Origin of the sequence: Pseudonocardia sp. Ae505_Ps2 (assembly GCF_001932425.1) — a bacterium.
Lineage (GTDB): Bacteria > Actinomycetota > Actinomycetes > Mycobacteriales > Pseudonocardiaceae > Pseudonocardia.
Map to the genome: position 1 here is coordinate 1,143,851 of NZ_MCIP01000001.1, position 16,946 is coordinate 1,160,796.

The 16,946-nt window shown below is 75.5% G+C and carries 16 protein-coding genes; 2 read left to right on the forward strand and 14 right to left on the reverse strand.

Annotated elements, in window-relative coordinates:
• Positions 1-20 precede the first annotated feature (20 nt).
• From Ae505Ps2_RS05285 to ftsH, 8 genes are all read right to left on the reverse strand, one after another.
• Entirely contained in the window at positions 21-944 is a 924-nt protein-coding gene (locus tag Ae505Ps2_RS05285; protein WP_075553454.1) for a DUF2520 domain-containing protein, read from the reverse strand.
• 232 nt (positions 945-1,176) lie between these two features.
• The gene (locus Ae505Ps2_RS33125) at positions 1,177-3,165 is read right to left on the reverse strand and encodes a PrsW family intramembrane metalloprotease (protein ID WP_075553455.1); all 1,989 of its coding nucleotides are present in this window, start codon (positions 3,163-3,165) and stop codon (positions 1,177-1,179) included.
• A gap of 47 nt (positions 3,166-3,212) precedes the next feature.
• Positions 3,213-3,749: a DUF3180 domain-containing protein gene (locus Ae505Ps2_RS05295; RefSeq protein ID WP_075553456.1), complete on the reverse strand. Its 537-nt coding sequence runs from the start codon at positions 3,747-3,749 to the stop codon at positions 3,213-3,215.
• Positions 3,746-4,261: a 2-amino-4-hydroxy-6-hydroxymethyldihydropteridine diphosphokinase gene (gene folK, locus Ae505Ps2_RS05300; RefSeq protein ID WP_075309657.1), complete on the reverse strand. Its 516-nt coding sequence runs from the start codon at positions 4,259-4,261 to the stop codon at positions 3,746-3,748. The genes Ae505Ps2_RS05295 and folK overlap by 4 nt, the downstream gene beginning before the upstream one ends.
• Positions 4,258-4,623 (reverse strand): dihydroneopterin aldolase, encoded by a 366-nt coding sequence (folB, locus tag Ae505Ps2_RS05305; protein WP_020626240.1) that lies wholly within the window; start codon positions 4,621-4,623, stop codon positions 4,258-4,260. The genes folK and folB overlap by 4 nt, the downstream gene beginning before the upstream one ends.
• Complete coding sequence (folP, locus tag Ae505Ps2_RS05310; protein ID WP_075554180.1) at positions 4,620-5,450, reverse strand: dihydropteroate synthase; 831 nt, start codon at positions 5,448-5,450, stop codon at positions 4,620-4,622. The genes folB and folP overlap by 4 nt, the downstream gene beginning before the upstream one ends.
• 49 nt (positions 5,451-5,499) lie before the next feature.
• On the reverse strand, positions 5,500-6,114 hold the full coding sequence (gene folE / locus Ae505Ps2_RS05315; protein ID WP_020626238.1) for a GTP cyclohydrolase I FolE: 615 nt from the start codon (positions 6,112-6,114) through the stop codon (positions 5,500-5,502).
• 32 nt (positions 6,115-6,146) lie between these two features.
• Positions 6,147-8,729: an ATP-dependent zinc metalloprotease FtsH gene (ftsH, locus tag Ae505Ps2_RS05320; RefSeq protein ID WP_084786205.1), complete on the reverse strand. Its 2,583-nt coding sequence runs from the start codon at positions 8,727-8,729 to the stop codon at positions 6,147-6,149.
• A gap of 345 nt (positions 8,730-9,074) precedes the next feature.
• Between ftsH and Ae505Ps2_RS05325 the strand changes: the two genes are divergently transcribed.
• Positions 9,075-10,085 (forward strand): hypothetical protein, encoded by a 1,011-nt coding sequence (locus tag Ae505Ps2_RS05325; protein WP_084786206.1) that lies wholly within the window; start codon positions 9,075-9,077, stop codon positions 10,083-10,085.
• A gap of 7 nt (positions 10,086-10,092) precedes the next feature.
• Here Ae505Ps2_RS05325 and hpt read toward each other — a convergent pair whose 3' ends face one another.
• The 4 genes from hpt to dacB all read right to left on the reverse strand — a co-directional run bounded on the left by hpt (position 10,093) and on the right by dacB (position 14,354).
• A complete protein-coding gene (gene hpt / locus Ae505Ps2_RS05330; protein WP_020623080.1) occupies positions 10,093-10,653 on the reverse strand; it encodes a hypoxanthine phosphoribosyltransferase in 561 nt (186 codons plus the stop codon).
• Positions 10,654-10,711: 58 nt separating this feature from the next.
• On the reverse strand, positions 10,712-11,842 hold the full coding sequence (gene tilS / locus Ae505Ps2_RS33130) for a tRNA lysidine(34) synthetase TilS (RefSeq protein ID WP_083695361.1): 1,131 nt from the start codon (positions 11,840-11,842) through the stop codon (positions 10,712-10,714).
• On the reverse strand, positions 11,821-12,798 hold the full coding sequence (locus tag Ae505Ps2_RS05340) for a zinc-dependent metalloprotease (protein ID WP_233147812.1): 978 nt from the start codon (positions 12,796-12,798) through the stop codon (positions 11,821-11,823). Before Ae505Ps2_RS05340 ends, tilS begins: the two co-directional genes overlap by 22 nt.
• A 146-nt stretch (positions 12,799-12,944) precedes the next feature.
• Complete coding sequence (gene dacB / locus Ae505Ps2_RS05345) at positions 12,945-14,354, reverse strand: D-alanyl-D-alanine carboxypeptidase/D-alanyl-D-alanine-endopeptidase (protein WP_020628414.1); 1,410 nt, start codon at positions 14,352-14,354, stop codon at positions 12,945-12,947.
• 226 nt (positions 14,355-14,580) lie between these two features.
• Here dacB and Ae505Ps2_RS05350 point away from each other — a divergent pair, with 226 nt between their 5' ends.
• Positions 14,581-15,069, forward strand: coding sequence for an inorganic diphosphatase (locus tag Ae505Ps2_RS05350; protein WP_020628413.1), 489 nt, complete (start codon positions 14,581-14,583; stop codon positions 15,067-15,069).
• 43 nt (positions 15,070-15,112) lie between these two features.
• Here Ae505Ps2_RS05350 and Ae505Ps2_RS05355 read toward each other — a convergent pair whose 3' ends face one another.
• Both Ae505Ps2_RS05355 and Ae505Ps2_RS05360 read right to left on the reverse strand, forming a co-directional pair.
• On the reverse strand, positions 15,113-16,321 hold the full coding sequence (locus Ae505Ps2_RS05355; protein ID WP_075309655.1) for an acetyl-CoA C-acetyltransferase: 1,209 nt from the start codon (positions 16,319-16,321) through the stop codon (positions 15,113-15,115).
• A gap of 13 nt (positions 16,322-16,334) precedes the next feature.
• The gene (locus Ae505Ps2_RS05360; RefSeq protein WP_075309653.1) at positions 16,335-16,787 is read right to left on the reverse strand and encodes a MaoC family dehydratase; all 453 of its coding nucleotides are present in this window, start codon (positions 16,785-16,787) and stop codon (positions 16,335-16,337) included.
• Positions 16,788-16,946 lie beyond the last annotated feature (159 nt).

The following is a 16,946-nucleotide window of genomic DNA, read 5'->3' on the forward strand; positions in this document are numbered from 1 at the left end:
CCGGGTGGAGCCGGGGGTGCTCACTTCTCCTCCAGTGCGGTCTCGATGTCGCGGACGCCGTCGGGGCCGAGGAGCCCGGCGGCGGCGGCGCGGTGGGCGGTCCGCCCGGCCAGCGCGCGGTAGACGGCGGCCAGGTCGGGGTCGGCGTCGCCGATGCGGGCCAGATGGGTCCGGACGGTGCCGGCGTCGCCGCGGGCGACCGGTCCGGTCAGCGCGCGGTCGCCGTGACGCAGCGCGTTGTCCAGCGCGGCCGACAGCAACGGCGCGACCAGACGCTCCGCGGGCGCGATGCCCGCGGTCTCCAGCAGCTGCACGCAGTCCCCGACCAGCGTGGTCAGGTGGTTGGCGCCGTGGGCGAGTGCGGCGTGGTACAGCGGACGCATCGCCTCCGGGATGCGGACGGGCTCGGCCGACATCTCCAGCACGAGCGCCTCGGCGACGCTCCAGCCGACGGCGTCGCGCGGGTCGCCGTGCTCCGGGTCGCCGGGTGCGGTGACGCCGATGCAGCAGGCGGCGAGCCGCTCGACGTCCTCGGGGCGGCCGGTCACGGTCATCGCCGGGTGCAGCGCCAGCGGCAGTACGCCCTGCTCCGTCGCCGGGTCCAGCACCGCGACGCCGCGCGACCCCGCCGTGTGGACGGCGATCTGGCCCGGGCGGAAGCAGCCGGCGGCGGCGAGGCCGCGGACCAGGCCGGGCAGGACGTCGTCGGGGACGGCGAGCAGGACCAGGTCGGCGCGGGAGCAGACCTCGTCGGGCGGGAGCAGGGGGACGTCGGGGAGCAGGGTCTCCGCCCGGCGCACCGAGGCCTGGGAGACCCCCGAGGCCGCGACGACGACGTGGCCCGCGCGGGCGAGCGCCGCACCGAGCACCGGGCCGACCCGACCGGCCGAGACCACCCCGACCGCGAGCCGCGCGGGGCGACCGCCATCGATCGCAGAGTCCATCACGAGAATCCGTTTCCTCCCGTTCCGGTCCTGGTGGGGTACCGGTCGGGCAATCCGCGGTCGGCGCGACCTCCGGTGGCCGCGCGCCGGAGGCGAGGGTAGACGGGCCCCGGGTCCGGGGCGCGCTCCTGAGACCGGCCTCACCCCGGCCCCGCCCGTGATCGACGGTTGTGGAGCGGAGCGTTCGCGAGGCGGACGCAGGGCTCCACGACCGGTGATCACCGGCTGGTGGTCAGCGGGGGCGGTCCGGCTCGTCGTCCGGGCGGCGCATCGGGCGGGTCGGGCCGGGGTCGGACGGGTCGTCGTGGTGGCGGCCCCGGTGCTCGGTGGCCGGGGACTCGGGGCGGCCGACGGGCCGGGTGACGCCGTCTCCCGTCCCCGGTCCGGTGCCCGCCGAGACCGGCCCGCTACCTGGCCCGGGCACGGGGCCGGGGCTGGGAACGGGGCCGGGGCCGGAAGGCCCGGACGTGCCGGGGCGGAACCCGCGGGCAGCGCCGTCGTGCCCGGCGGAGCGGGCCGTGGTGGGACCGGATCCTCCCGAGCCAGGCCCCCCTGAGCCAGGCCCACCTGAGCCAGGCCCACCTGAGCCAGGCCCACCTGAGCCGGGCCCTCCCGAGCCGGGCACTCCGGAGCCCGAGGCCGGGGAGGCCGGGGCCGGGGAGCCGGACTGCGCGGACCGAGCGCCCGGGGAGCCGGGGGCCCGGAAACCGGGTCCGGTGCTGGAGCTGGATCCGGTGCCGGTGCTGGGGCGCGCGGTCGGGTCCTGTGGGCGACCGGGAGCCCCCGGGCCACCGGCGGGCCGGGTGTCCGGCGCCGGCGGGGTGGGGCTCCGCCGGGCCTCCGCCCACCGGGGCGGGCGCAGCTCGTCGGGCCGTCCCCACGGCGCGGCGGCCGCCAGCGTGACGGGGCCGGGCGGGAGCGGCGGTACGGGCGGGCCGGCGGCGGCCGAGCCGCCGCCGTCGGGGAAGGTCGGGATGCGGAACTGGCCCGAGAAGCTGCCGTCCGGCGCGGCCGGGGGCGGCGGCTCCCAGTCCGACGGACGCTGCCGCGCCCAGGCCGCGACCAGCGCCTCCGGCACCCCGACGGCGACGGCGCGGGCCCGCAGCAGCGCGGCCAGCTTCTCGTCGTGCAGGGCGTGGGCGCTCTCCCGCACCGCGCCGCGCGCGATCCGGTTCCGCATGAACGCCAGCTCGGTGACCGCGGACTGGTAGTCGGCGACGGCCTTCGCCGCGGCCGGGCCGGAGCGGCGCCGCACCAGCGTGCGCCAGCCCCTCCGCCGGGACAGCCGGGCCAGCAGGGGCACCTCGCTGGGCGCGATCCACCCCGCGGCGGCGAACCCGGGCAGCTGGGCGGCGACGATCCGCGCCTCGCGGCGACGGGCGAACACCACGAGCAGGATCAGCCCCACGAAGATCGGGACCATCACGAACAGGTAGATCTGGTAGAAGCCGCCGGGCGTCGCGGCCAGCACCGACGCGCCGTTCCAGAGCGCGTGCAGCACCACCGCGGCGATGTAGCCGGCGATCATCGCCAGCACCCGGACCCCGATGCTGCGGCTGGCCGCCGCGATCCCGGCAGCGATGCCGATCATGCAGGTGAACAGCGGGTGCGCGAACGGCGAGGCGACGCCGCGGACGAACAGCGTCGCGAGGACCCCGGCCGACTCCGGCTCGGACACCGCGCGGCCCAGGTAGAGGATGTTCTCGCTGAACGCGAACCCGGCGGCGACGATCCCGGCGTAGACGACGCCGTCGACGATCCCGTCGAACTCACGGCGCCGGAACAGCAGCAGCCCGATCAGGAACAGTCCCTTGGTGAACTCCTCGACGACCGGGGCGACCACGACCGGGCCGAACAGGTCACCCGCGCCGCGGCCGGCGGCCGCGTCGAGCACCGCCGAGGCGCTGGTGTTGATCAGCAGGGCGACCAGTGCGGCGAACCCGGCGCCCCAGAGGAACGCACCCATCAGCATCCGCGGCGGCTCGGGCTCCCAGCGGTCCACCCAGAGGAACGCCGCCACCACCGGCACGACCGGCAGCAGCGCGGCCAGGGTCCCGACGACCACTCCCGGCGTCCCGATCGCGCGTTGCAGCACCCCGAGCGTGATCACCGCGAGCAGGGCCAGCACCACCAGGCCCACGACCGGCAGCAGCACGCCCCGTCGCTTGGCCGACGGCGCCGGCACCGGGGCGTACGGGCGGCCGAGCGTCGGGGACGTCATGACCCTCCAGCGTAGAGAACCGCCCCCGCCGCGCGGGGGGACGCGCCTCAGCCGGCACGGATCCCACCGTCGGTGTCGTCCGGGTCGTCGGGGGAACGGCAGCAGTACTCCAGCCAGAACGCGGCACCGACCAGCAGCAGCGCGCTGACCAGGCCGACCCCGGCGACGACGCTGTCCCGGAACGCGGCCACCACGACCGCGGCCCGCGGCAACGTGTGCATCAGCACGCCCACCCACAACCCGGCGACGACCGCGCCCCCGACCGCGGAGGCCTTCGCGAGCAGCACCGCCCGGGCCGCGACGAGCGGCGGCACCGGCGCGGCCCCGTTCCGGCGGTCGATCCGGCGCCGCACCACGACCCCGCCCGCGGCCTCGGCGGCGGCGAGCACCGCGACGACGACCGCCGCGGCGACCGGCAACGTCGGCAGCATCCCGTAGGTCAGCTGGACGAGAATGTTGCCGAGCAGGGCCGCGACCACCGCGATGGCGGCGACGTCGCGGACCCGGGTCGGGCGCACGGTCGGGCGCGGGTCGTCGTCCGGGCCGCGCCCGGGGCGCTGACCGCCCGGTCCGGGCGCGGTCATGCCGGGTCCCGCAGCACGACGTCGTCGCGGCGGTGCACGCCCGCGCAGCCGTCCGGGCCGAGCCGGTCCAGCAGGTCGGCGACCGGGCCGTGCCCGTGCAGGACGGCGCCGGGCTCGGCGAGCAGCCACGGCAGCAGCACGGTGGCCCGGTCGGGGGTGCCGGGGTGCGGCAGGAGCAGCTCCGGGTCGTCCGAGGTCACCGGGGCGCCGTCGTCGGTCACCTGCACGATGTCGACGTCGAGGGTGCGCGGCCCCCACCGCTGCTCGCGGACCCGGCCCGAGGCGTCCTCGAGTGCCTGCCCGCGGCGCAGCCAGCCCCGGGCGTCGAGTGCCGGGTCGTCGGCGACGAGCACCGCGTTGAGGAAGTCCGGTTGGTCGGTCACGCCCCAGGGCGCCGTCTCGAACACCGGCGACACCGCCACGACGGCCGACCCCAGGTCCGCGACGACCGTACGCAGGTGCGCGGCCCGGTCACCCAGGTTGGAGCCGAGGGACAGGACCGCGCGGGTCACGCCCGGCTCCGGGTCAGGACCACCGCGACGTCGTCGAAGGTCAGCGGGATCGGCGCCGACGGCTTGTGCAGCGTCACCTCGACGGCGGCGATCCGGGCGTCGAAGTCCAGCACGGCCTGCGCGATCTCCCCGGCGACGGCCTCGATCAGGTCGCGGGCCGGGCCGCCGACGATGCCCGCGGCCAGCTCGGCGAGCTCGCCGTAGTGCAGCGTGTCGGCCAGGTCGTCCGAGGCGGCGGCGGGCGCGAGGTCGGCGTGCACCACCAGGTCGACGACGAACTCCTGGCCGTCGCGGCGCTCGTGGTCGAACACGCCGTGGTGGCCGCGGACCCGCAGCCCCCGCAGCTCGATCCGGTCGCTCACCGCCCGGTCTCCCGCGGGGAGCGGGCGCGCGAGGCGCCGAGCCGGCAGGCGGCCGCGACCGCGATGGCGTCCATCGTGGACTCGACGTCGTGCACCCGCACACCCCAGGCGCCCGCGTTCGCCGCGAGCGCGCTGATCGCGGCGGTCGCGATGTCGCGGCCCGCCGGCGTGCGCGGCTCGCCGTCGGCCGAGGCCAGCAGCTCGCCGAGGAACCGCTTGCGCGAGGCCCCGACCAGCACCGGGAAGCCCAGGTCGACGAACACGTCCAGCCGCCGCAGCAGCGCCCAGTTGTGCGAGGCGTTCTTGGCGAACCCGAGCCCGGGGTCGAGCACGATCCGGCCGGGGTCGACCCCGGACATCACGGCGTGGTCGACCCGGGCGACGAGCTCGGACCGGACCTCGCCGATCACGTCCTCGTAGCCCGCGAGCTGGGCCATCCCGGCGCTGTGCCCGCGCCAGTGCATGATCACCCAGGGCGTCCGGGACTCGGCGACGACCGCGGCCATCCGCGGGTCGGCGAGGCCGCCGGAGACGTCGTTGACCATCGCCGCACCGGCCTCGACGCAGGCCAGGGCGACCTCGGACCGGGTCGTGTCGACGCTGACCCGCACGCCCGCGGCGACGAGCTCGCGCACCACGGGCAGCACGCGCTCCCGCTCGGTCTCCGCGTCGATCCGCTGCGCGCCGGGCCGGGTCGACTCCCCACCGACGTCGACGAGGTCGGCGCCGGCGTCGCGCATCGCGACGCCGTGCGCGGCGGCGTGCGACCGGTCGACGTAGCGGCCGCCGTCGGAGAACGAGTCGGGGGTGACGTTCAGGATCCCCATGACCGCGCAGCGGCCGAGCTCGGGCAGCGCCCCGCCGGGGGCGACCACGTCAGCGCCCCCTGATCAGCGACAACGCCTCCGCGCGGGAGGACGCCGAGCTCTTGAACAGCCCGCGCACCGCCGAGGTGGTGGTGCGCGACCCCGGCTTGCGGATGCCGCGCATGGCCATGCACAGGTGCTCGGCCTCCAGCACGACGATCACCGCGCGCGGGTTCAGCTTGCGCACCAGGGCGTCGGCGATCTGCGCGGTCAGCCGCTCCTGCACCTGCGGGCGCTTGGCGTACAGGTCGACCACCCGGGCCAGCTTGGACAGGCCGGTGACCTGCCCGTCGACGGCCGGGATGTAGCCGACGTGGGCCACCCCGTGGAAGGGCACCAGGTGGTGCTCGCAGGTGGAGAACATCGGGATGTCCTTGACCAGCACGAGCTCGCCGTGGCCCTCGTCGAACGTCTTCTCCAGCACCGAGTCCGGGTCGACGAACAGCCCGGCGAAGATCTCGCCGTAGGCGCGCGCGACCCGGGCCGGGGTCTCCTTGAGGCCCTCGCGGTCCGGGTCCTCCCCGACCGCGATCAGCAGCTCGCGGACGGCGCGCTCCGCACGGTCCAGGTCGATCCCGCCGGGCACGGCCTGGGTCACCCCGGCCGCCACCGCGGCGGACTCCACCGGACCGAGGCGTCCGTCCGTCGTCGACGTGCTCAGTGTCCTGCCTCCGGGTCGTGTCCGCGCCGCTGCTCGCCGGCGCCGGAGTCGTCCGCACCACCCGGCGCGCCGTTGCCGTGCGCACCGTTGCCGTGCGCACCGTTGCCAGTGCCGTCACCAGTGCCGTTACCAGTGCCGTTACCAGTGCCGTTACCAGTGCTGTTACCACTGCTGTTGCCACTGCTGTTGCCACTGCCGTTGCCGCCGTTGCCCGGCCCGGACCACGGACCGCCCTGGGCCGGCCCCTGCGGGCCGCCCTGCTGCGGCGGCTGCGCCCAGTTCGGCGGCGGCCAGCTCTGCCCCTGCGGGGTCGTCGCGGGCCGCCAGTCCGGCGGGGCACCGTAGTTCGGGGCGACGGCGGGCGGCGGGGGCTGCCCCGGGCCGCCGTAGGAACCGGCCCGGCCGTAGCCGTGTGCCGGGGCGCCGTGCCCGTTGCCGGGCGCGCCGTAGCCGTTGCCGTTCCCGTTGCCGGCACCGTTCCCGGATCCGTACCCGCCGTCGTTCGGGGCGTCCGGGCGGCTCGGGACCGGGCCGCCGGCCGGGAACGGGGAGGCACCGGGGGTGCCGGGCGCGTCGCCGTAGCCGTTCGCGGAGCCCGAGCCGACCTCGGCCGGGGTGCGCTCCTCCTCCTCGGGAGGCAGCACCTCGCCGCGCTCGTACGCCAGCTCGCGCCGGGTCTTGATCGGCGGCTTCTCCGACGGCGTGCGCACGCCGAAGTCGTCGAACGCGGTGATCCGCGGCCGCTTCTCCACCGACCCGAAGATCCGCTCGAGGTCCTTGCGGTTCAGGGTCTCCTTGTCCAGGAGCTCCAGCACCAGGTCGTCGAGCACGTCGCGGTAGGTGTTGAGGATCTCCCACGCCTCGGTGTGCGCGGCCTCGATGAGCTTGCGCACCTCCTCGTCGATCTCGTGGGCGACCTCGAGCGAGTAGTCGGCCTGGTTGCCCATCGAGCGGCCGAGGAACGGGTCGCCCTGCTCACGGCCGTAGCGGACGGCGCCGAGCTTGGCGCTCATGCCGTACTCGGTCACCATCGCGCGGGCGATCTTGGTGGCCTGGTCGATGTCGGAGGACGCACCGGTCGTGGGCTCGTGGAAGACGAGCTCCTCGGCCGAGCGGCCGCCCATCGCGAACACCAGCCGCGCGATCATCTCGGCGCGGGTCATGAGGCCCTTGTCGTCCTCGGGGACGACGAGCGCGTGCCCACCGGTGCGACCGCGCGGCAGGATCGTGAGCTTGTAGACCGGCTCCAGGTCCGGCATGGCCCACGCGGCCAGCGCGTGCCCGCCCTCGTGGTAGGCGGTGATCTTCTTCTCGCGCTCGGAGACGATCTTCGACTTGCGCCGGGGGCCGCCGACGACCCGGTCGACCGACTCCTCCAGCGCGGCGCCGTTGATCAGCGTCCCGTGCTCGCGGGCGGTCAGCAGCGCGGCCTCGTTGATCACGTTGGCCAGGTCGGCGCCGGACATGCCCACGGTGCGCTTGGCCAGCGACTCGAGGTCGACGTCGTCGGCGAAGGGCTTGCCCTTGGAGTGCACGGCCAGGATCGCGCGACGGCCCGCCAGGTCGGGGGCACCGACCGGGATCTGCCGGTCGAACCGGCCGGGACGCAGCAGCGCCGGGTCCAGGATGTCGGGCCGGTTCGTCGCGGCGATCAGGATGATCCCGCCGCGGGCGTCGAAGCCGTCCATCTCGACGAGCAGCTGGTTCAGGGTCTGCTCGCGCTCGTCGTGACCGCCGCCGAGACCGGCGCCGCGCTGGCGGCCGACCGCGTCGATCTCGTCGACGAAGATGATGCAGGGCGCGTTCTGCTTGGCCTGCTCGAACAGGTCACGCACGCGGGAGGCACCGACGCCGACGAACATCTCGACGAAGTCGGAGCCCGAGATCGTGTAGAACGGCACGCCCGCCTCGCCGGCGACCGCACGGGCCAGCAGCGTCTTGCCGGTGCCGGGCGGGCCGTAGAGCAGGACGCCCTTGGGGATCTTCGCGCCCAGGGCCTGGTAGCGGCCCGGGTTCTGCAGGAAGTCCTTGATCTCGTAGAGCTCCTCGACCGCCTCGTCAGCGCCCGCCACGTCCGCGAACGTGTTCTTCGGCATGTCCTTGTTCAGCTGCTTGGCCTTGGACTTGCCGAAGCTCATGACCCGGTTCCCGCCGCCCTGGGCGTTGTTCAGGAACCAGAACAGCAGGATCAGCACCAGCGCCAGCGGGATCATCGTGATCAGCAGCGTGGACAGGAAGGAGTCCTGGCGCACGACGGTGTCGTACTCGGCGATCCCCGGGACCTGGCGGATCTGGTCGAAGATCTGGCCGGAGATCTGCGCCGGGTACTGGGTGAGGATCTGGGTGGTCTCGTTGCCGTTGACCTCGATCGGGCGGTCCAGCGTCAGGCGGAGCTGTTGCTCACGGTCCTCGACGAGGGCGTCCTTGACATTGCCCGACTGCACCTGGGAGAGCGCGACCGACGTCGTGACCTCGGTGTATCCACGGGTGTCGTCGAACAGCTGGCTGAACCCGAGATAGATCAGGAGCGCGACGAGGATCCAGATCAGCGGGTTGCGGAGCAGGCGCTTGCGGTCCATGCAACGTCGGCCTGGGTGGCCTTCACCTTCCCGGGAGTGGTTCTCGGCAGCGGCGGCGGACGGTGTACCGCCCCGCCGGAGGGCCCTGACCCGTCAGGATAGCCCCACGGTGGGTGGAGTGCTCCGGACGGACCTGGCCGGACCGCCCGGTGTGCGGGCGGACGTCCGGTGAACGAACCGGCGAGCTGCCCGGTTCCCCCACAGGGGTGTCCCGGCGCACACGTCGGCACCGTCGTGTGGGACAACTGTGCAGCACGCTCGGTACCCGGACGGCGGCGGAGGGCAGCGGCGCCCTGCTCCGTCCGGACCAGCGGCGACGATCTGCGGGCCGGGAGGGACGATCGGATGGCGCTCGACACGGTGGCCGGACCTCGGCGGACGGTGTCGCTGCTCGCCACCGGACTCGCCGCCGCGGCGGCACTGGCGGTCTTCACCGCGCCGGCCGGGGCGGCCGTCGCCGTGCCCGTGACCGCGCCGCCCGCGGCCGCCGCACCGGCGCCGCCGGTGGTCACCGCGCCGCCGGCGACCACCGCCCGGGCCGACGCCGGCCCGCTCGCGTCGCGCCCGGCCGTCGTCGCGGGGCCGGGGTCGATCGGGCCGGGCACCGTCACCGAGACCACCGGCGCGGGCCTGTGCACGGCCGGGTTCGTGTTCACCGCGGGCGAGCGCACCTTCCTCGGCCAGGCCGCGCACTGCGGCGGCACCGGCGACGAGACCGAGACCGACGGCTGCACCTCCGACGCGGTGCCGCTGGGCACCCCGGTGCTGGTGCACGGCCGCGGCGGGACCGTCACCGGGACGCTGGCCTGGAGCTCGTGGAACACCATGCAGGCCCGGGGCGAGCGCAACCCCGACGTCTGCGCCTACAACGACCTCGCGCTCGTCGAGCTGCCCGCGGGCGCCGGCCCCTCGGTGGGTACCGCGGTGCCGTTCTTCGGCGGCCCCGGCGCGGTCCGCACCGCGCCGCTGCCCGCAGGAACCCCGGTCTTCGGCCTCACCAACCCGCCCGACGCCGACGGCGTCCGCACGGTCGGGGTGCGCGCCGGTGCGGCCGCCGCCGAGGTCGGCGGCGGCTGGGGGCACGCGATCTTCGCCGTGCAGGACGGTGTGGCCGGGGAGTCGGGCAGCCCGCTGCTCGACGCGCAGGGCCGCGCGATCGGCGTGCTGTCCAGCCTCACCACCACCGACGACCTGCCCAGCATCGAGTACACCGACCTGGCGAAGGCGCTGGACTACGCCGCCCGCACCGACGGCCCGGCCGGTCTCGCGCTCGCCGGCGGGCACGCGTTCACCGCCACCCCGCCCGGGGTGGACCCGCGGGCGCTGGCCACCCCCGCCGGGCCCGGGCTCGGCTGAGCCGCCCTCAGGCGTAGACCGACGGGTCGAGCGTGCCGATGTAGGGCAGGTCGCGGTAGCGCTCGGCGTAGTCGAGGCCGTAGCCGACGACGAACTCGTTCGGGATGTCGAAGCCGACGTAGCGGACCGGGACGTCGACCTTCACCGCGTCCGGCTTGCGCAGCAGCGTCACGACCTCCAGCGACGCGGGCGAGCGGGTCTGCAGGTTGCCCAGCAGCCAGTTCAGGGTCAGCCCCGAGTCGATGATGTCCTCGACGATCAGCACGTGCCGCCCGGCGATGTCGCGGTCGAGGTCCTTGAGGATCCGCACGACGCCCGACGACGACGTCGACGAGCCGTAGGAGCTGACCGCCATGAACTCCAGCTGGGCCGGGATGGGCAGCGCGCGGGCGAAGTCGGTCATGAACATGACGGCGCCCTTGAGGACGCCGATCAGCACGAGGTCGGACTCGCGGCCGTCACGCACGAGGTCGGCGTAGTCACCGGCGATCTGCTGCGCCAGCTCCGCGGTCTTCTCGCGCACCTGCTCCTCGGTGACCAGCACCGAGGAGATGTCCCCGTCGTACACCCGACCCCCTCGCACGGACCGTGTGTCGGTCCGGTCGACGCCTCCACCGGGTCCGCGGTCACGCCCGGTCACGCGGCCGGCTGTGGCGGCGCAGCACGAGCCTGCCACGGGCGCGGGTCAGCACCAAGCCGCCGCCCAGCGCCGGCCCGCCCTGTCCGCGCCACGCCCCGACGAGGTCGTCGGCGGCCCGCAGCTGCGCGTCGGTGAGTGCCCGCGCGCCGGCTCCGGCGAGCCATTCCCGCAGGACCCGGCGTCGTACGGCGGGCTCGGCACCGGCCAGGACCCCGGCGTCGAGGGGGGTGCCGACGGCCTCACCGGCCCCCGCCCCGGGCCCGGCCGGCTCCGTCACGGCGGCACCCGGCGGTGGGCCGTTGTCACCGGAATCACCCGGCCCCGGCTCCCCCGCCCGCGCGGCCCGCTCACCGTCCGTGGCCACGCGGGCCGCGGACAGCAACCGGGCAGCGGCGGCGGAGAGGGCGGCGTCGTCGTCGTGGAGCTGGTCCGCGGTGCGCGCCAGCGCAGCCGCGACCCCGCCGCCCAGCACGTCCTCCAGCAGCGGCAGCACCTCGTGCCGCAGCCGGGAACGGGCGAAGCGGGGGTCGGCGTTGTGCGGGTCGGCCCACACCTCGACGCCCGCGGCCGCACAGGCCGCGACCGTGTCGGCCCGGCGCACCCCGAGCAGCGGGCGCAGCCACGGCTCGGACCACTCGCGCATCCCGGACAGCGACCGGGCCCCGGAGCCCCGGCCGAGGCCCAGCAGCACGGTCTCGGCCTGGTCGTCGAGGGTGTGTCCGAGCAGCACCGGGGACGACGGCGACGGCCGCGCGGCCCGCAGCGCCGCGTACCGGGCGGTCCGGGCCGCACCCTCGGGGCCGCCCTCGTCACCGACGACGACCGGGCACACCGACGCCGTCACGCCGAGCCCGCGCAGCCACGCCGCGAGCGCGGCCGACCGCCCGGCGGACCCGTCCTGCAGCCCGTGGTCGACGACGACGGCGTGCACCGGCCCCGCGACGACCTCCCGGACCGCGAGCAGCAACGCGGTGGAGTCGGCACCGCCGGAGCAGCCGACCAGCGGCGGGGCGGCGGCCACAGCGGCGGGCAGCCGGGTCAGTGCCGCCCGCACCGCCCGCCGGACCCGGGCCGCCGCGGCGGACTCATGATCCGTCAGGCTACGCGGCGCAGCCACGCGGGCGGGTCGTCCAGCTCGGCGCGGGTCGGGAGCGTCTCCGGCGACTCCCAGGCCCGGTTGATCCCGGCCATCCCGGCCTCGCGCTCGACGGCCCGGCAGAACGCGGCGCCGACGGCGTACTGGCGCATCTTCGCCTCGACCCCGAGCAGCGCGCGCAGGATCCGGTCGATCAGCCCGCCGCCGCGGCGGCGCTCGGTGAACCGGCGCCGGATGAGCGCGACGTCGGGGACCACGTCCGGCCCGACGGCGTCCATGACGTGGTCCGCGTGTCCCTCCAGCAGCGTCGACAGGGCCAGCAGCCGGTCGAGCACGGCCCGCTGCTCGGGGCCCTGCAGCAGCTCGACCAGGGCGAGCACGTCGGCCTTGCGGCCGTCCTCGCCGCGCAGCGCGCGGATCGCGTCGGGCAGCCGGGCGAGCCGCGCGGTGTCGGGCTCCTGCAGCGACAGCAGCTCGGTGACCAGCCCGGCGAAGTGGTCGCGCAGCCAGGGCACCGCGGTGAACTGGAGCCGGTGGGTGGCCTCGTGCAGGCAGACCCAGAGGCCGAACTGGTCGCCGTCGACGTCGAGCGAGCGGGAGGCGGCGTAGACGTTCGGGGCGACGACGACGAGCCGGCCCGCCCCGCCGGGCCCGCCGAACGGGTCGTACTGGCCGAGCACGCGGGCGCCCATGTAGGCGAGCAGCGCGCCGAGCTGGACCCCGGAGCCGGCGGCGGTGACCGTGCGCAGCGGCCACGGTGAGTCGGGCAGCCGGGCGCCGGAGGTCAGCGCCTCCATCCCCCCGACGGCGGCACGTGCCCAGGCGGGCCGGTCCAGCACGTCGGCGGGCAGCAGCGGCAGGTCCGCCCCGAGGCCGGTGACCTCGCGGACGTGCCCCTCGGCGCGGGCTGAGTCGGCGCGCAGGCGCTCCACCAGCGCACCCGCCACCGCGGGGGTGGTGCGGGGCCCGGCGGGCATCAGCGAGGCCGCCGTCGACGCGGCCAGGGACCAGTTCACCGGCAGCCCGGCGCCGGGACGGGCGGGGCTGCGGCCGGTGACCGGGCCGGTCGTGTCGGTCTCCATGCGGCCCACGCTACCCGCGACGACGGGTGCGCGAGACCGGGTCAGCCGCGGCAGCCGCAGCGCGACAGCGTCGCCGCGATGCGGTCCAGCGCGGGCCGGGCGTCGGCCGGCGAGGTGCCGTTGGACAGCAGCGCGAACACCAGCAGCCTGCCGTCGACGTCGGTGACGACCCCGGCGAGGCTGGAGGCGCCGGACAGCGTGCCGGTCTTCGCTCGCACGACGCCGCGCCCGGCGACCGACCGCGGGTCGCCGAACCGGTCGGCGAGCGTGCCGCCACCGCCGGCGACGGGGAGCCCGGTGAGGATCGGGCGCAGGAACTGCACGTCGGTGGGGCTGTCGGACTGGGCCGCGGCCGAGGCCAGCACCGCGCCGAGCAGCCGGGCCGGGATCAGGTTGTCCCGGGACAGGCCGCTGCCGTCGGCGAGCCGGAGCCCGGACACGTCGTAGCCGGCCTGGACCAGGGCCTCGGTGACGGCCTTCGAGGCGCCGTCGAAGGACGCCTCGGCGTCCTTCGACACCGCGACCTGGCGGGCCATCGCCTCGGCGGTGACGTTGTCCGAGGCGGTGAGCATGTACTCGATGAGGCTCGCGACCGGCGGGGAGGACACGCTGCCGAGCACCGGCGCGTTCGCCGCGGCGACGCCCTCGCGGACGTCGGAGGCGCCGAGCGCGCGGGCCAGCGCCCTCCCGGCGGCCGCGGCGGGGTCGGTGCTGCGCGGGCCGTCCTGCTGCAGCGGGTCGGTGCGGCCGCCGTCGAGCATCAGCGCCGACATCGGGGGGACGTAGCCGTCCGCGACGTCGGTGGGCCCCCAGCCCGGGGACTCGGCCGGGCCCTTCCAGAGGCTCGCGTCGGTGTAGACCGTGGTGATCGGCCGGCCGACGGCCTTCTTCACCTGCTCGGCGAGGTCGGCGATCCGTGCGGGCTCCGGGTAGAGCCCGTCCTGGCCGTCGGGCAGCGCGGTCAGCGACGGGTCGCCGGACCCGACGAGGACCACCGAGTCCGGGGTCGGGCCGGGCACGACCCGGGTCGCGAGCCGGTCGGTCGGGTTCAGCGACAGCAGCGCGGCCGCGGCGGTGAGCAGCTTCGTCGTCGAGCCGGGGACCATCCCGCGGTTGCCGTCGCGCTCCCAGATCGGCTTCACCCCGCGCGGGGCCGCGGAGTCCATGACGACCCCGGTGACCTCGCCGAGCTCGGGCGCGTCGAGCTGGGAGGACAGGGCCTGGGTGATCCCGGCGGCGCTCGGCACCGGCGCCGTCGGCGTGAGCGGGCGCAGGGCGGGCATCGGGACCGGCGGGTACTGGGCCGCGGCGGTGCCGAGCCCGAACGAGCTGCGGGCGTCCGGCCCAGCGAGTGCGACGGCACCGAACAGCGAGGCCAGTGCCATCACCGCGACGGCGACCACGGCGAACCGCCGGTAGCTGCGCTCCGGCCGGCGATGCCTGCGTCCCACGGACCCTCCTGTACCTGCTCGTCCGGCGGCCGACCTGCCCGCACGGGGGTGCGACGCGGGCCACATCGGCCCGCTCCGCCCTCACCGGCGTGCACCCGTGCCCACCCGGTCCCTCACACTAGGGGGCAGCACCGACACCGCCGGAGCGGGCGGGCCAGCGGCCCCGCCCCGGATCCGGTGGAGCCGTGACACAAGACCGCTGACCCTCTTCAAGGAGCAACGAACCGTGGACTTCGACGTCACCATCGAAATCCCCAAGGGCGGCCGGAACAAGTACGAGGTCGATCACGAGACCGGACGCATCCGGCTCGACCGCACCCTGTTCACCGCCACCCAGTACCCCGCCGACTACGGGTTCATCGACGACACCCTGGGCGAGGACGGGGATCCGCTGGACGCCCTGGTCCTGGTCCAGGAGCCGACCTTCCCGGGGTGCGTCATCCGCTCCCGCGCGATCGGCATGTTCCGGATGAAGGACGAGAAGGGCGGCGACGACAAGGTCCTCTGCGTCCCCTCGGACGACCCCCGTCAGGAGCACCTGCGCGACATCCACCACCTGGCCGAGTTCGACCGGGCGGAGATCCAGCACTTCTTCGAGATCTACAAGACCCTGGAGCCGGGCAAGAGCGTCGAGGGCGCGTCCTGGGTCGGCCGGGCCGACGCCGAGCGCGAGATCAAGGCGTCCTACGAGCGCGCGAAGAGCGCCGGGCACTGATCGGTCGCCGGGGCGGCCGTCACCGGCCGCCCCGGGCACCGGGTCACACCTTCTCGAACACCGCGGCGAGGCCCTGGCCACCGCCGATGCACATCGTCTCCAGCCCGTAGCGGGCGTCGCGGCGCTGCATCTCGCGGGTGAGGGTCGCCAGGATGCGGCCGCCGGTCGCGCCGACCGGGTGGCCCATCGAGATCCCCGAGCCGTGCACGTTGGTGCGCTCGAAGTCGGCGTCGGTGAACTTCCACTCCCGCGTGCAGGCGAGCACCTGCGCCGCGAACGCCTCGTTCAGCTCGATCAGGTCGATGTCGGCCAGGGTCAGCCCGGCCGCGTCCAGGGCCTTGGCCGTCGCCGGGACCGGGCCGATGCCCATCGTCTTGGGCGGGACCCCGCCCAGGCCCCAGGACACGACCCTCGCCAGCGGGCGCAGCCCCAGCTCGGCGGCCTTCTCCGGGCTGGTCACCACGCAGATCGCGGCGCCGTCGTTCTGGCCCGAGGCGTTGCCCGCGGTCACCGTGGCGTCCGGGTCGTCCTTGCCCAGGATCGGGCGCAGCGTCGCCAGCTTCTCGACCGTCGAGTCGGGGCGGACGTGCTCGTCGCGCTCGACGACGGTGTCGCCCTTGCGGCCCGGCACGGTCACCGGGACGATCTCCTCGCCGAACACCCCGGACTCCTGGGCCGCGGCAGCCCGCCGGTGCGAGCGGACGGCGTACTCGTCCTGCTCGGCGCGCGGGATCGCGTACTCACGGCGCAGGTTCTCCGCGGTCTCCAGCATCCCGCCCGGCACCGGGAAGTTCTTCCCGCCCGCGGTGACGCGGCCGCGGGCCAGCGAGTCGTTCAGCATGACCCCGCCGCCCTTGACCCCCCACCGCATCCCGGTGGAGTAGAACGACGCGCCCGACATCGACTCGGCACCGCCGGCCAGCACGACCTCCGCCGCGCCGGTCCGCACCTGGGCGGCCGCGTAGAGCACCGCCTGCAGACCCGAGCCGCAGCGACGGTCGATCTGGATGCCGCCCGCGGTCACCGGCAGGCCCGCGTCGAGCGCGGCGACCCGACCGATCGCCGGGGCGTCCATCGTCGGGTAGCAGTGGCCCAGCACGACGTCCTCGACCAGGTCGGGGTCCAGCCCGGTCCGGTCCATCACCGCGCGGATCACCGTCGCGGCCAGGGTGTGCGCCGGGACGTCGCGCAGCGCCCCCCCGAACCCGCCGACCGGGGTCCGCAGCGGTTCACAGATCACCGCATCACGCATGGGGTCTCTCCTCCTAGACGAACTGCCGGGTCAGCCACTCGGCGACCAGGGCGGGCTTCTCGGATCCCTCGACCTCGACGGTCACGCCGATGGTGAGCTGGACACCGCCGGGAACGTCGCTGACGTCGGTCAGCTCGACCCTGGCGCGGATCCGGCTGCCCACCGGCAGCGGGCTGGTGAACCGGACCTTGTTCAGGCCGTAGTTCACGCCCATCTTGACCCCGTCCACCTTGTAGACGGACTGGACCAGCTTGGGCAGCAGCGACAGGGACAGGAAGCCGTGGGCGATCGTGGTCCCGAACGGGCCGGACGCGGCCCGCTCGGCGTCGACGTGGATCCACTGGTGGTCGTCCGTGGCGTCGGCGAAGCCGTCGATCCGCTCCTGCGTGACGGTCAGCCAGGGCGAGGTCCCGATCTCGGTCCCCTTGGCCGCCCGCAGCTCGTCCACTCCGTCGAAGACGCGCATCTGTCACTCCGTTCGTGGTGCGTGGTCGGTGATCTGTCTCCCGCTCTCCCTACCGCACCGGGGGCCGTCCGGGGTGCGCCACGTCGTCGAACACACATGCCCCGGACCACACAAGGCGTGCAGCTTGGTTATGGTCACCTCGTCAGGAGCCGCCTGGAG

Coding starts and splice junctions, on each gene's coding strand:
- Ae505Ps2_RS05295 (WP_075553456.1), bottom strand. CDS start 3,749: ATGACCGCGCCCGGACCGGGCGGTCAGCGCCCCGGGCGCGGCCCGGAC.
- Ae505Ps2_RS05325 (WP_084786206.1), top strand. CDS start 9,075: ATGGCGCTCGACACGGTGGCCGGACCTCGGCGGACGGTGTCGCTGCTC.
- Ae505Ps2_RS05340 (WP_233147812.1), bottom strand. CDS start 12,798: ATGCCCGCCGGGCCCCGCACCACCCCCGCGGTGGCGGGTGCGCTGGTG.
- ftsH (WP_084786205.1), bottom strand. CDS start 8,729: ATGGACCGCAAGCGCCTGCTCCGCAACCCGCTGATCTGGATCCTCGTC.
- Ae505Ps2_RS05285 (WP_075553454.1), bottom strand. CDS start 944: ATGGACTCTGCGATCGATGGCGGTCGCCCCGCGCGGCTCGCGGTCGGG.
- Ae505Ps2_RS33125 (WP_075553455.1), bottom strand. CDS start 3,165: ATGACGTCCCCGACGCTCGGCCGCCCGTACGCCCCGGTGCCGGCGCCG.
- Ae505Ps2_RS05355 (WP_075309655.1), bottom strand. CDS start 16,321: ATGCGTGATGCGGTGATCTGTGAACCGCTGCGGACCCCGGTCGGCGGG.
- Ae505Ps2_RS05360 (WP_075309653.1), bottom strand. CDS start 16,787: ATGCGCGTCTTCGACGGAGTGGACGAGCTGCGGGCGGCCAAGGGGACC.
- folP (WP_075554180.1), bottom strand. CDS start 5,450: ATGGGGATCCTGAACGTCACCCCCGACTCGTTCTCCGACGGCGGCCGC.